Below are 13,761 nucleotides of genomic sequence, written 5' to 3'. Positions count from 1 at the left end.
TCACGCGTTCGACGCGTCCCCGGCACGGCGACCCTGGTGACCCTACGACAACTTCCTTTGCTCGGGCACCCGTTCGCGTCCGCTTTTCACCAGTTGGTCACTTACGGTGGTGACGGCGGCGGCGCGACGGCATCGCGCATACTGGGCCACTGACCGCCGGGCCGCTCGTGGCCTGGCTCAACGACCCGCACGAGGAGCCGAGTTGCCGTTCACGCTGAGCCACGCGGCGGCCGTCCTGCCCGCCGTCCGCACCGACGGAACGGGCCGGGGACGGCTGGTGCCCGCCGTGCTGGTGGCGGGGTCCTTTGCTCCTGACATGACCTATTACGCGGCGAGTGCGCTGTCCGGGGCGATGGAGTTCGGTGACGTCACGCACTCGATGCCCGGCGTGTTCACGGTCGACGTCCTGATCGCCTGGGCGCTGGTGGGGCTGTGGCTGCTGCTGCGCGAGCCGCTGGTGGCGCTGCTGCCCCGGGCGCGTCAGGGGCGGGTGGCCGCGCTGCTGCGGTGCGGTGCGCCGCGCGCGCGACCGCGGCCGTCGCTGGTGGCGTGGTGGTACGTGTCCGCGGTTCTGGGAGCGCTGACCCATGTCGTGTGGGACGCGTTCACGCATCTCGACCGGTGGGGGATGCGGCTGTTTCCCGTACTGGGGCGGGAGATCGCGGGGTCGCCGCTGTACTGGTACCTGCAGTACGGCGGTTCGGCGGTGGCCGCGGTGGTGATCGCCGTGTTCGTGGCGCGGGGGCTGCGGCGGGTGGCGGAGCGGGGGCCGGTGGCGGAAGCGCCGGGGGTACCGGCGCTGTCGGTGCGGGACCGGTGGGCGGCCGCGGCCGTGATCGGGGGCTTCGTACTCGTCGGGGCCGTGCAGCGGGCGTCGCGGTGGTGGGCCTTCTGGGGGTCGGCCGCCAAGCCCTGGGAGATCATCCCGACGGTGTGCTTCGGCGCGGGCGCGGGGCTCGGGCCGGCGCTGCTGCTGTACGCCGTGGGGGTCAGGCTGTGGCGTCCGGCTCCGGTCCCCGGTGGTCCCGGCCGTCGCGTCGGTGAGGAGCCGAGCCGTTCAGCGGTCCGCTGAGGGCGTCGAAGCTCGTCGCGATGTACACGGTGATGGTGGTGTGCGCGGGGCGGGGCCGTGGCAGCAGGGTGAGGACGAGGGTCAGGCAGCCGCGGGCGAGGTCGGCCCACGGCTTGCCCGGGTTGCGGGTCATGACGGAGGCGCGAGCCGGATCGACGGCGCCGGACGGGGCTGCGCCCCGAGTGAGGCCGGTGGCGGTGGATGCGGTGACTGGGGGGCCAGTGGCGGTGGGGCCGGTGACGGTGGGGCCGGCCGGGCGCTCGCGGTGAGGAAGCCGCGACCGGAGGTCCGCCGTCACGCGGCGCAGGCCGGTGGTGAGAGTGCCGGGGACGCGGATCGTGCTCGCGTCGTCCGCGAAGACCGGAACCGTCCGAGGTGCCACGCCTGACGCCGTGCGGCTGAGGAGCGTGCGTATACCCATGCCCGCATCTTTGCCAGGGGCGTGAGCGGGGGCGCTTTGTCGGGGGCCACGCGGGTGACGGGTGGGACGGGAGGGCAAAGCCGAGCCGGCGGACGGGCAAGGGCTGGGCCTGGGGGGTGAGGGCGAACCCCGCCGGGCCGGGCACGCGGGCGGGGCGGGGCCGGGCACGCGGGCACCCCCTGTCCAGCTCTCAGCCCTCGCCCCGCCCCCCGCGCGGCTAGTGCGCCGCCGACTCCCAGTCCGGGCCCGCGCCCACCGAGACGCCCAGGGGGACCCGGAGGTCGACGGCGCTGGACATCTCGCGGCGGACCAGCTCCTCCGCAGTCTCGCGCTCGCCGGGGGCGATCTCCAGGACGATTTCGTCGTGGACCTGGAGGAGCATGCGGGAGGCGAGCCCGGCGTCCCTCAGGGCGTTGTCCACCTTGAGCATGGCGATCTTGACGATGTCCGCCGCCGTGCCCTGGATGGGCGCGTTGAGGGCCATCCGCTCGGCGGCCTCGCGGCGCTGGCGGTTGTCGCTGTTGAGGTCGGGGAGGTAACGGCGGCGGCCGAAGAGCGTCGCCGTGTACCCCGTGGCCCGGGCCTCGTCGACCGCCCGGCGCAGATAGTCCCGTACGCCGCCGAACCGCTCGAAGTAGGCGTCCATCAGGGCGCGGGCCTCCGCCGCCTCGATGTTCAGCTGCTGGGAGAGGCCGAAGGCGGACAGTCCGTAGGCCAGGCCGTACGACATGGCCTTGATCTTGCGGCGCATCTCGGCGTCCACCGCGCCCGGTTCGACCGCGAAGACCTGGGAGGCGGCCGTGGTGTGCAGGTCCTCGCCGGAGGTGAAGGCCTCGATCAGGCCCTCGTCCTCGGAGAGGTGCGCCATCACGCGCAGCTCGATCTGGCTGTAGTCGGCCGTCATGAGCGACTCGAAGCCCTCGCCGACGACGAAACCGCGGCGGATCGCCCGGCCCTCGTCGGTGCGGACCGGAATGTTCTGCAGGTTCGGGTCCGTCGAGGAGAGGCGGCCAGTGGCGGCGACCGTCTGGTTGAACGTGGTGTGGATGCGGCCGTCCGCGGCGATCGTCTTGATCAGGCCCTCGACGGTCACGCGGAGCTTGGCCTGCTCGCGGTGGCGCAGCATGATCACCGGAAGCTCGTTGTCCGTCTGCCCGGCGAGCCAGGCCAGCGCGTCCGCGTCCGTGGTGTAGCCGGTCTTGGTCCGCTTGGTCTTGGGCAGGGCCAGCTCGCCGAAGAGGACCTCTTGGAGCTGCTTGGGCGAGCCGAGGTTGAACTCGTGCCCGGCGGCCGCGTGGGCCTCCTTCACCGCCTGCTGGACGGCGCCGGCGAACATCTGTTCCATGGCCTCCAGGTGGGCCCGGTCGGCCGCGATGCCGTGCCGCTCCATGCGGGCGAGCAGCGCGGACGTGGGCAGCTCCATGTCGCGCAGCAGGTCGGCGGCGCCCACGTCCTCGAGGCGGCTCTCGAAGGCCTCGCCCAGGTCGAGGACGGCCCGGGCCTGGATCATCAGGGCCTCGGCCTCGGCGGCGTCGTCCGCGCCGAAGGCCAGCTGGCCGTCGGCCGCGGCGGCGGGGGCCAGCTCCCGGTGCAGGTACTCCAGGGACAGCGCGTCCAGGTCGAAGGAGCGGCGGCCCGGCTTGACCAGGTACGCGGCCAGGGCGGTGTCCATGGTGACGCCCTCGACGCTCCAGCCGTGCTCGGCGAAGACGCGCATGGCGCCCTTGGCGTTGTGGAAGATCTTGGGCCGGCCGGCGTCGGCGAGCCAGGCCGCGAAGGCCGTCTCGTCGGCCTCGTCCAGCTGGGAGGGGTCGAACCAGGCGGCCGGGCCGCCGGGCGCGGCGAGGGCGACCTCGGCGACGGAGCCCGTGCCGAGCGCCCAGGTGTCGACCGTGGCGACGCCCAAGGGCTGGGTGCCGTGCTCGGTGAGCCAGCCGGCCAGCTCGCCCGTGCCGAGCACCGCGCCGTCCAGCTGCACGCCCTCGGTGCTGATCGGCGTCGTCTCGGCCTCCTCGCCGCCGGGGTCGACGGCGAAGAGCCGCTCGCGCAGCGAGGGGTTGCGGATCTCCAGGGTGTCCAGGACCATCGCGACGGCCTTGCGGTCGTACGGGGCCCGCTCCAGCTCGGTGACGCCCTTGGGGAGTTCGACCCGGCGCTCCAGCTCGGTGAGCCGGCGGTTGAGCTTGACGGCTTCCAGGTGGTCGCGGAGGTTCTGGCCGGCCTTGCCCTTGACCTCGTCCACGCGCTCGACGAGCTCGGCGAAGGAGCCGAACTGGTTGATCCACTTCGCGGCGGTCTTCTCGCCGACGCCGGGGATGCCGGGGAGGTTGTCGGAGGGGTCGCCGCGCAGGGCGGCGAAGTCCGGGTACTGCGAGGGCGTCAGCCCGTACTTCTCGAAGACCTTCTCCGGGGTGAAGCGGGTCAGCTCGGAGACGCCCTTGGTCGGGTACAGCACCGTGGTGTGCTCGCTGACCAGCTGGAACGAGTCCCGGTCGCCGGTGACGATCAGCACCTCGAAGCCCTCGGCCTCGGCCTGGGTGGCGAGCGTGGCGATGACGTCGTCCGCCTCGAAGCCGTCCACCGCGAAGCGGGCCGCGCCCATCGCGTCGAGGAGCTCGCAGATCAGCTCGACCTGGCCCTTGAACTCGTCTGGCGTCTTGGAGCGGTTCGCCTTGTACTCCGTGAACTCCTGGGAGCGCCAGGTCTTGCGGGAGACGTCGAAGGCCACCGCGAAGTGCGTCGGCGCCTCGTCGCGCAGGGTGTTGGCCAGCATCGACGCGAAGCCGTAGATCGCGTTCGTGGGCTGGCCCGTCGCGGTGGTGAAGTTCTCCGCGGGCAGCGCGAAGAACGCGCGGTAGGCCAGCGAGTGCCCGTCCATGAGCATCAGTCGCGGACGGGTTCCGCCGGAGGTCTTGTCGGTCGTCTTCGATGCTGTCTCTGCCACGCCCCCGATCCTGCCACGCCCCACTGACACTCGGCCCCGCCCCCACGAGCCGCCGACCGCGCGGGGCGCGGGGCAGGACGGCACGCAGGGTGTGCGGCAGAGCGGCACGCACGGCGCGCGACAGGACGGGCCACGCAAGCGCGAGACGGGACAGGACGCACGGCGCGCGACAGGACGGGCCACGCAAGCGCGAGACGGGACAGGACGCACGGCGCGCGACAGGACGGGCATGGGCACCAGACAGGCGGGAGCCAGGGCGAAGGCGGCGGCACGCCCTGCAGAGTGCACGCAGGGTACGAGGCAGGGCTGCACACGCGGCGCTGAGACAGTGGGCAGCGCACAGACATACGGCGGGGGCAGGCACGGGCGCGGCGAAGCAGCGCACGGGCCCGCGGCGAAGCGGCGCACAGCCGTGCAGCTAAGCAGCGCACAGCCGCGCGGCGAACGGCGCACAGGCCCGCCGCGAGGCGGAGACCACGGGCGAGCCCGCCCTCACCCGCTGTCACCGTGCCGTGCGAGGATCGGAGACGTACCTCACAGCGCAGTGGAAGGGGAGCGTGCGATGGCGTCGAAGCCGCCCAAGAGTGATCCGGTCCAGGACGCGCCGCGGGTCGCCGGGCCGCAGCACGCGGCCGCCGGGCTCCCCGCGATCGGGCACACGCTGCGCGTCGCCCAGCGGCAGATGGGCGTGCGGCGCACGGCGCTGACGCTGCTGAGCGTCAACCAGAAGGACGGCTTCGACTGCCCGGGCTGCGCCTGGCCGGAGCCGGAGCACCGGCACACGGCGGAGTTCTGCGAGAACGGCGCGAAGGCCGTCGCCGAGGAGGCCACGCTGCGCCGGGTGACGCCCGAGTTCTTCGCCGCGCACCCGGTCGCCGACCTGGCCGGCCGCAGCGGCTACTGGCTGGGCCAGCAGGGCCGTCTCACCCACCCCGTGTACCTGCCCGAGGGCGGCACGCACTACGAGCCGGTCACCTGGGAGCGCGCCTTCGACATCGTCGCGGAGGAGATCGCCGCCCTCGGCTCCCCCGACGAGGCCGTCTTCTACACCTCCGGCCGCACCAGCAACGAGGCGGCGTTCCTCTACCAGCTCTTCGCCCGCGAACTCGGCACGAACAACCTGCCCGACTGCTCGAACATGTGCCACGAGTCGTCCGGCTCGGCCCTGTCGGAGACGATCGGCATCGGCAAGGGCAGCGTCCTGCTGGAGGACCTTCACCAGGCCGACCTGATCATCGTGGCCGGGCAGAACCCGGGGACGAACCACCCGCGGATGCTCACCGCCCTGGAGAAGGCCAAGGCCGGCGGGGCGCGGATCATCAGCGTCAACCCGCTGCCCGAGGCGGGTCTGGAGCGCTTCAAGAACCCGCAGACCCCGCAGGGCATGATCAAGGGCGCCGCGCTCACGGACCTGTTCCTGCAGATCCGCATCGGCGGCGACCAGGCCCTGTTCCGCCTCCTCAACAAGCTGATCCTGGAGACCGAGGGCGCGGTCGACGAGGCGTTCGTGCGCGAGCACACGCACGGCTTCGAGGAGTTCGCCGAGGCCGCCCGCGCCGCCGACTGGGACGAGACGCTGACGGCGACCGGCCTGACCCGCCAGGACATCGACCAGGCCCTGCGCATGGTCCTCGCCTCCGAACGGACCATCGTGTGCTGGGCGATGGGCCTCACCCAGCACAAGCACTCCGTCCCCACGATCCGCGAGGTCGTCAACTTCCTGCTGCTGCGCGGCAACATCGGCCGTCCGGGCGCGGGCGTGTGCCCGGTGCGCGGCCATTCGAACGTGCAGGGCGACCGCACGATGGGCATCTTCGAGCGCCCGGCCCCGGCGTTCCTGGACGCCCTGGAGAGGGAGTTCGGCTTCGCCCCGCCGCGGAAGCACGGCTACGACGTCGTCCGCGCGATCCGCGCCCTGCGCGACGGCGAGGCGAAGGTCTTCTTCGCCATGGGCGGCAACTTCGTCTCGGCGTCGCCCGACACGGAGGTCACCGAGGCGGCGATGCGGCGGGCCCGGCTGACCGTGCACGTGTCGACGAAGCTGAACCGCTCGCACGCGGTCACCGGCGCGCGGGCGCTGATCCTGCCGACGCTGGGCCGCACCGAGCGCGATGTGCAAGCCGGCGGCGAGCAGTTCGTGACGGTCGAGGACTCGATGGGCATGGTGCACGCCTCCCGGGGCCGCCTGGAGCCCGCGAGCCCGCACCTGCTGTCGGAGCCGGCCATCGTGTGCCGGCTGGCCCGCCGCGTGCTGGGCGGGAACAGCGCGACACCGTGGGAGGAGTTCGAGAAGGACTACGCCGCGATCCGGGACCGCATCGCGCGCGTGGTCCCCGGCTTCGAGGACTTCAACGCGCGCGTGGCCCGCCCCGGCGGCTTCACGCTCCCCCACGCCCCGCGCGACGAGCGCCGCTTCCCGACGGCCACCGGCAAGGCCAACTTCACGGCCGCGCCCGTGGAGTTCCCCGAGCTGCCCGAGGGCCGGCTGCTGCTGCAGACGCTGCGCTCGCACGACCAGTACAACACCACGGTCTACGGCCTCGACGACCGCTACCGGGGCATCCGGGGCGGCCGCCGGGTGGTGCTGGTCAACCCCGCGGACGCGCGGGCTCTGGGCCTGGCGGACGGGTCCTACGCCGACCTGGTGAGCGAGTGGAAGGACGGCGTGGAGCGCAGGGCGCCCGGCTTCCGGGTCGTGCACTACCCGACGGCCCGGGGCTGTGCCGCCGCGTACTACCCGGAGACCAACGTGCTGGTGCCGCTCGACGCCACCGCGGACACCAGCAACACCCCGGCCAGCAAGTCCGTGGTGGTGCGTCTGGAACAATCGGCGACCGACTGAGCGTTCGCTCAGTCACAGAGGTAGCCGTAGCGATCAGGACGAACGGAGCCCGGCCCCATGGGTGAGCAGCAGCATGTGAAGTTCCCGCAAGAGGTCATCGACGAGTACGCCGCGCTCGGCGTGGACCTCCAGGCCCTGTTCTCCGCGGGCCACCTCGGGACGAGGATGGGCGTGCAGATCTCCGAGGCGTCTCCGGAGCGGGTCGTCGGGACGATGCCGGTGGAGGGCAACACCCAGCCCTACGGACTGCTGCACGGCGGGGCCTCCGCGGTACTGGCCGAGACGCTGGGCTCGATCGGGTCGATGCTGCACGGCGGCAGCTCCAAGATCGCCGTCGGCGTGGACCTGAACTGCACCCACCACCGCGGCGTCCGCTCCGGCCTGGTCACCGGCGTGGCCACCCCGGTGCACCGGGGCCGCTCGACGGCCACGTACGAGATCGTCATCACCGACGAGCACGACAAGCGGGTGTGCACCGCGCGGCTGACCTGCCTGCTGCGCGACGTGCGGCCGGGCGACGAGGAGATAGTCCGCGGCACGGGCTGAGCGGACGTAGGGAAAACCCTGGAGGGGCGGGTGCGCTCTTGTCGTGGCCGCCCCCGGGCGCTTCACTGACGCTCCACCCCCACAGGAGAAGGCCCGTCCCACCCCCAGAAGGGTTTCTCTTGACCTCCGTACGCGCCCTCACCGTGACCGCCGCGGCCTGCGCCGCCGTGCTCGCCACCGCGCTGCCGTCCTCGGCCATCAACTCCTACAACGCCGCACCCGCCCCGGAACGCACCGAGGTCGGCGCGCTCGTGGCCACCTGGGACAACGACGACGACCCGGCCACCCCGGACCGCGTCGACTGGGTCTGCTCCGGCACCATGATCGACGCGGACACCTTCCTGACCGCCGCGCACTGCACCACCGACTGGCCGGACAACGTGCGGTTCTACGTGTCCCTCGACCAGGACGTGCAGGCCGGTCTCGACGCGGCGGCCGCCGCGCACCCCGGCGACCCGGCGGCGCAGGCGGCCGCCGTCGCCGTCGAGGGCACCGCCCACTCCCACCCCGGCTACCCGGGCCCCGCCTCCGACACCCGTGACATCTCGGTGGTCCAGCTGCCCGCCGCCAAGGTCGCGGCCCGCTGGAGCTTCACCCCGGCCACCCTGCCCACGGCCGGCCAGCTCGGCGCCCTCGGCCCGCGCGGGCTGGACGCCGCCGACTGGACCGTCGCCGGCTACGGCACCCAGGAGGCCGTCAACGGCCCCGGCGGCCACACCCACCCCGGCGGCGGCGTCCGCATGAAGGCGCCCGTCACCTTCGACGCCCTCAACAACTCCTGGATCCGGCTGGCCATGACCGCCCCGCAGGGCAACGGAGGCGCCTGCTACGGCGACTCCGGCGGCCCCAACTTCGCGGTGATCGACGGCAAGCGCATCCTCGCCTCCACCACCATCACCGGCGACTCCCCCTGCTACGCGACGAACGTGACCTACCGCCTGGACGCCCCCGGCGCCCGCGCCTTCCTGGCACCGTTCACCCGGCTGCCGTAGCCCGGCGGACGACCGCCTCCCACCCCCTCGCCTCCGGCCGCTCCACACGACCGTCAGCCCCGCCGCACCGGCCACGCCCGCGGCGGGGCTCCGCATGTCCCCCGGCCCGCACCATCGCCCGGGACGGCGCTCCCCGCCGACTGGGGCCGCCAACACACAGAACGCATAAGGCAGTTTCGATGCGGTCGGCACCGACTTGCCACGCCCCGTCAACGTCGGTCCCCCGCCCGGCATCCGCACACTCGGTGGAGCAACTCCCCGGAGGGACAACCCGTTCCGGCACGCCCGGCGACGCGCGCCCGCGGCCCCGCCGTCCCCGCTCCGCCCGGCCGGTCCCTTTTGCGCCGGACTCACCGCCCGCGACGCCCACTGTGAGAAGAGACGTTTCCGGGTATATGGAACTCCCGCTGGAAACGGATCATCCTTTTCGGCGTAACGCTGTGTAACGCGCGCGCAATACAGCACCACCGTTTCGCCGTCCGGCCGCGCCCGCCCCCGGAGCCTTTCCGATCTTGTCCGCGCCGTCCGCGCCCCGGCCACCGCATGATCTCAGCCATGGCCAACCGGAAGTGCGCGTTCTCAGAATGCGGACCTCGAAGAAAATCCACCAAACCCGCCGAGAGGGTCCGCCGCCGGGACCGGCCATCCACCACGTCATAACAAGAAAGTCACAAGCGGGCCCGCACCACTGACCCTGCCCTGACCCCGGGCTTAGAGTCACCGCCAGTCACCGCTCCATCGGGAGTTCGGTACCAGCGCGGCACTCACCCCCCGACCAGGGCGGGGCCTGCCTGTGAAAGGACTGATTGTGCGACAGCGTTCCTTGGTGATTCTTACCTCCGTTCTCACGACCGGAGCTCTGACTCTCACCGCCTGCGGTTCCCGAGACGACAGCGGCGACAAGGGCGGAGACAGCGGGAGCGGCACGACCCTGACCATCGGTGTCGACGCCCCCCTGTCCGGTGAGAACTCCACCACCGGCCTCGGCATCCAGTACGGCGCCCAGATAGCCATCGACGACGCCAACAAGAACAACTGGGTCCCCGGCGTCAAATTCAAGCTCAAGGCACTGGACGACAAGGCGCAGCCCGCCACCGGCCAGTCCAACGCCACCAACATCGTCGGCGACAAGACCGCCGTCGGCGCCGTCGGCCCGCTGAACTCCGGCGTCGCCCAGACGATGCAGCAGGTCTTCGCCTCGGCCAACATGGTCCAGATCTCCCCGGCGAACACCAACCCCGAGCTGACCCAGGGCAAGAACTGGCAGACGGACAAGAAGCGTCCCTACAAGACGTACTTCCGCACCGCCACCACCGACGAGCTGCAGGGCAGCTTCGCCGCCGGCTACGCGTACAACGGCCTCAAGAAGAAGAAGGCCTTCGTCGTCGACGACAAGCAGACCTACGGCGCCGGCCTCGCCAAGATCTTCGCCGAGCAGTACAAGAAGAACGGCGGCAAGGTCGTCGGCACCGACCACGTCAACACCGGTGACAAGGACTTCGGCTCCCTCGTCACGAAGATCAAGAACTCCGGCGCCGACCTGCTCTACTACGGCGGCCAGTACGACGAGTCCGCGCTGCTCACCAAGCAGCTCAAGGACGCCGGCGTCAAGATCCCGCTGTTCGGCGGCGACGGCATGTTCGCCTCCACCTACATCGAGGCCGCCGGCAAGTCCTCCGAGGGTGACCTCGCCACCGCGATCGGTGTCCCGGCCGACACCCTGCCCGCGGCCAAGCAGTTCATCCAGACCTACAAGGACAAGGGCTACAAGGGCGACTACGGCGCCTACGGCGCGTACGCCTACGACGCCACCACCGCCATCATCAAGGCCGTGAAGGCCGCGGCCGACGCCAACGGCGGCAAGGTGCCCACCGACATCAACGACCTGCGCTCCAAGGTCGTCGACGGCGTCCAGAAGTCCGACTTCGAAGGCCTCACCGGCAAGATCTCCTTCGACGAGTACGGCGACACCACCAACAAGCAGCTCACGGTGTACCAGGTCGAAAAGGGTGCCTGGAAGGACGTCGAGACCGGCACCGCCGACCTCAAGTAGTCCGGCCCCCCACCAGCCGCACCCCGGGCCGCGCGGGAGGACGACCCCGACCGCGCGGCCCGTTTTCACACCCCCACACAGCACGCGACCACGCACGCATCCAGTGCACACGACCACCAGCGACATGGAGGCCATGCGGTGAACACCCTGCCGCAGCAGCTGGCCAACGGGCTGCTTCTCGGCTCGATGTACGGGCTGATCGCCATCGGCTACACGATGGTGTACGGCATCGTCCAGCTCATCAACTTCGCGCACGGCGAGATCTTCATGACCGGGGCCTTCGGCGCCCTCACGGTCTACTTCTACATCCTGCCCAACGGCACCTCGATGGCTCTCGCCGTCCCCCTGATGCTCATCGGCGGCGCCCTCGTGGCGATCCTCTTCGCCGTCGGAGCGGAACGGTTCGCCTACCGGCCCCTGCGCGGAGCACCACGCCTGGCACCGCTCATCACCGCCATCGGCCTCTCCCTGGCCCTCCAGGAGGTCGTGCGCAACTTCTACCCCGGCGCCGACCGCGCCCGCGCCTTCCCCGGCCTCGACGCCACCCACGAGATCGGCTCCGTCACCATCAAGGACGCCGACATCTTCCTCATCCTGGCCGCCGTCACCTGCATGGCCGCCCTCGCCTTCTTCGTGCGCCGCAGCCGCACCGGCCGCGCCATGCAGGCCACCGCGCAGGACCCCGACACCGCGCAGCTGATGGGCATCGACACCAACCGCATCATCGTCATCGCCTTCGCCATCGGCGGCTTCTTCGCCGCCGTCGCGGCCGTCGCCTACGGACTCAAGTACGGCAACGTCGACTACCGCATGGGCTTCCTGATGGGCCTCAAGGCCTTCACCGCGGCCGTCCTCGGCGGCATCGGCAACATCTACGGCGCCATGCTCGGCGGCGTCGTCCTCGGCATCGCCGAGACGCTCGCCTCCGCCTACATCGACGAGATCCCCGGCATGGAACAGCTCGGCGGACAGAGCTGGGCCAACGTGTGGGCCTTCTGCCTCCTCATCCTCGTGCTCCTCTTCAGGCCACAGGGCCTGCTCGGCGAGCGCGTCGCGGACAGGGCGTGATCACATGACCGAGACGACCAAGACCCCCGTGCCGGACGCCGTCCCCACCCCGACGCCCGCACACCGCGGCCTCGTACCGCTGCCCGAGGCGGCCGCCCGCGCCCTGCTGCTCGCCGGCGGCATCGCCACCGCCGCCTCCGCGTTCCTCGCCTGGACCTGGACCGCCCAGTTCCCCGGCGACCTCACCATCAACGGCTACCCCGGCGGCCTGCAGTGGCTGACCTTCACCGCCGGCCTCCTCACCACGCTGTTCATCCTCGCGGCCTACGGCATCCGCGGCCTCGGCTGGCTGCTGCCCGCCCGCAACAACGCACCCCTCGTGCTGACCGCGCTCGGCGGATTCACCGTCACCTGGTTCACCGTCATCGCCATCAGCACCGAGCTCGGCGGAGTCGTCAACCTCGAACCGGGCGGCTGGATCGCGGCCGTCGCCTCCCTGCTGCCCGTCCTCGGCGCCTTCGCCCTCCCCCAGGACCGCACCGGCGCCGACGGCACCAAGGAAGCCCTCAAGGCCTACGTCGCCAAGCCCGACCGCATCCCCGCCGCCCAGGCCATCGCGCCCTGGGTCCAGCGGGCCGTCATCACCGTCGTGACGATCATCGGCCTCGGCGTCTTCACCTACGGCATCGACACCGAGTACGGCGAACTCTTCGTCGGCTACCTCTTCGTCGTCGCCTTCGCCCTCTGGGCCCTGCACACCGCCGGCCTCCTCGACCGCTTCTCCGCGCTCGTCGCCGCCAACCGCAGCTTCACCCTCGCCATGGGCTTCGCCGCGGCCATCGCCTTCCCCTTCACCCAGACCGACGACCACTACGCCAACATCGGCGTCAACATCCTGATCTTCGGGACCGTGGCCCTCGGCCTCAACATCGTCGTCGGACTCGCCGGACTCCTCGACCTCGGATACGTCGCCTTCCTCGGCGTCGGCGCCTACACCGCCGCCCTCGTCTCCGGCTCCGAGTTCTCCACCATCTCCGGCGTCCACCTGCCCTTCTGGGCCTCCGCCCTGGCAGGCGCCGCCGCCTCCCTGGTGTTCGGCGTCCTCATCGGCGCACCGACCCTGCGGCTGCGCGGCGACTACCTCGCCATCGTCACCCTCGGCTTCGGTGAGATCTTCCGCATCGCCGTCAACAACATGGACGGCCAGTCCGGACCCGACGTCACCAACGGCCCCAACGGCATCCCCTCCATCCCCGACCTGAACCTCTTCGGGTTCAACTTCGGACAGGCCCACGACATCGGCGGATTCACCCTCGGCCGCTTCGCCAACTACTACCTGCTGATGGTCCTGATCATGGCCATCGTGGTCCTGGTCTACACCCGCGCCGCCGACTCCCGCATCGGCCGCTCCTGGATCGCCATCCGCGAGGACGAGACCGCCGCCACCGCCATGGGCATCAACGGCTTCCGCGTCAAGCTCATCGCCTTCGCCCTCGGCGCCGCCCTCGCCGGCCTCGCCGGCACCGTCAGCGCCCACGTCACCTACAGCGTGGTCCCCACGCCGTACCAGTTCGCCGGCTCCACCCCGCCCAACTCCGCGTTCCTGCTCGCCGCGGTCGTCCTCGGCGGCATGGGCACGGTCGCGGGCCCGCTCCTCGGCGCCGCCCTGCTCTACCTCCTCCCCGAGAAGCTCGTCTTCCTCCAGGAGAAGTCGCTCCTCGCCTTCGGCATCGCGCTCATCCTGCTGATGCGCTTCCGCCCCGAAGGCATCATCGCCAACCGCCGGCGCCAGCTCGAATTCCACGAGACCGGCCAACTCGACGTACCGAAACAGACCACGCTGACCGACGAACCGGCCGTCACCAAGGCGGGGGCGTAACCAC

Annotated in this window: 8 protein-coding genes; 7 read left to right on the top strand and 1 reads right to left on the bottom strand. The window is 71.5% G+C overall.

What is annotated here, in order from left to right; translation table 11 throughout:
* Window positions 1-202 precede the first annotated feature (202 nt).
* Window positions 203-1,072 (top strand): DUF4184 family protein, encoded by an 870-nt coding sequence (locus tag ABZY20_RS02355; protein ID WP_356435344.1) that lies wholly within the window; start codon window positions 203-205, stop codon window positions 1,070-1,072.
* A gap of 638 nt (window positions 1,073-1,710) precedes the next feature.
* Here ABZY20_RS02355 and polA read toward each other — a convergent pair.
* Window positions 1,711-4,437 carry a DNA polymerase I gene (gene polA, locus ABZY20_RS02350; RefSeq protein WP_356435341.1) on the bottom strand — a complete coding sequence of 909 codons (2,727 nt, stop codon included), beginning with the start codon at window positions 4,435-4,437 and terminating at the stop codon, window positions 1,711-1,713.
* Window positions 4,438-4,999: 562 nt separating this feature from the next.
* Here polA and ABZY20_RS02345 point away from each other — a divergent pair.
* The 6 genes from ABZY20_RS02345 (at window position 5,000) to ABZY20_RS02320 (ending at window position 13,757) form a co-directional block, all read left to right on the top strand.
* Entirely contained in the window at window positions 5,000-7,279 is a 2,280-nt protein-coding gene (locus ABZY20_RS02345; protein WP_356435339.1) for an FdhF/YdeP family oxidoreductase, read from the top strand.
* Between the two features lie 57 nt (window positions 7,280-7,336).
* Complete coding sequence (locus ABZY20_RS02340) at window positions 7,337-7,825, top strand: hotdog fold thioesterase (RefSeq protein ID WP_356435336.1); 489 nt, start codon at window positions 7,337-7,339, stop codon at window positions 7,823-7,825.
* 119 nt (window positions 7,826-7,944) lie between these two features.
* Window positions 7,945-8,817 carry a trypsin-like serine protease gene (locus tag ABZY20_RS02335; RefSeq protein WP_356435333.1) on the top strand — a complete coding sequence of 291 codons (873 nt, stop codon included), beginning with the start codon at window positions 7,945-7,947 and terminating at the stop codon, window positions 8,815-8,817.
* 823 nt (window positions 8,818-9,640) lie between these two features.
* Window positions 9,641-10,870, top strand: a complete 1,230-nt coding sequence (locus ABZY20_RS02330; RefSeq protein WP_356435330.1) for a branched-chain amino acid ABC transporter substrate-binding protein — start codon at window positions 9,641-9,643, stop codon at window positions 10,868-10,870.
* Window positions 10,871-11,008: 138 nt separating this feature from the next.
* On the top strand, window positions 11,009-11,938 hold the full coding sequence (locus ABZY20_RS02325; RefSeq protein ID WP_356435327.1) for a branched-chain amino acid ABC transporter permease: 930 nt from the start codon (window positions 11,009-11,011) through the stop codon (window positions 11,936-11,938).
* 4 nt (window positions 11,939-11,942) lie between these two features.
* Window positions 11,943-13,757 carry a branched-chain amino acid ABC transporter permease gene (locus ABZY20_RS02320; protein ID WP_356435324.1) on the top strand — a complete coding sequence of 605 codons (1,815 nt, stop codon included), beginning with the start codon at window positions 11,943-11,945 and terminating at the stop codon, window positions 13,755-13,757.
* Window positions 13,758-13,761 lie beyond the last annotated feature (4 nt).

The sequence above is a fragment of the Streptomyces sp. NPDC006624 genome (assembly GCF_040611555.1).
Lineage (GTDB): Bacteria > Actinomycetota > Actinomycetes > Streptomycetales > Streptomycetaceae > Streptomyces.
This window is presented reverse-complemented; position numbering and strand designations above follow the sequence as displayed.

Coding starts and splice junctions, on each gene's coding strand:
- ABZY20_RS02345 (WP_356435339.1), top strand. CDS start 5,000: ATGGCGTCGAAGCCGCCCAAGAGTGATCCGGTCCAGGACGCGCCGCGG.
- ABZY20_RS02340 (WP_356435336.1), top strand. CDS start 7,337: ATGGGTGAGCAGCAGCATGTGAAGTTCCCGCAAGAGGTCATCGACGAG.
- ABZY20_RS02320 (WP_356435324.1), top strand. CDS start 11,943: ATGACCGAGACGACCAAGACCCCCGTGCCGGACGCCGTCCCCACCCCG.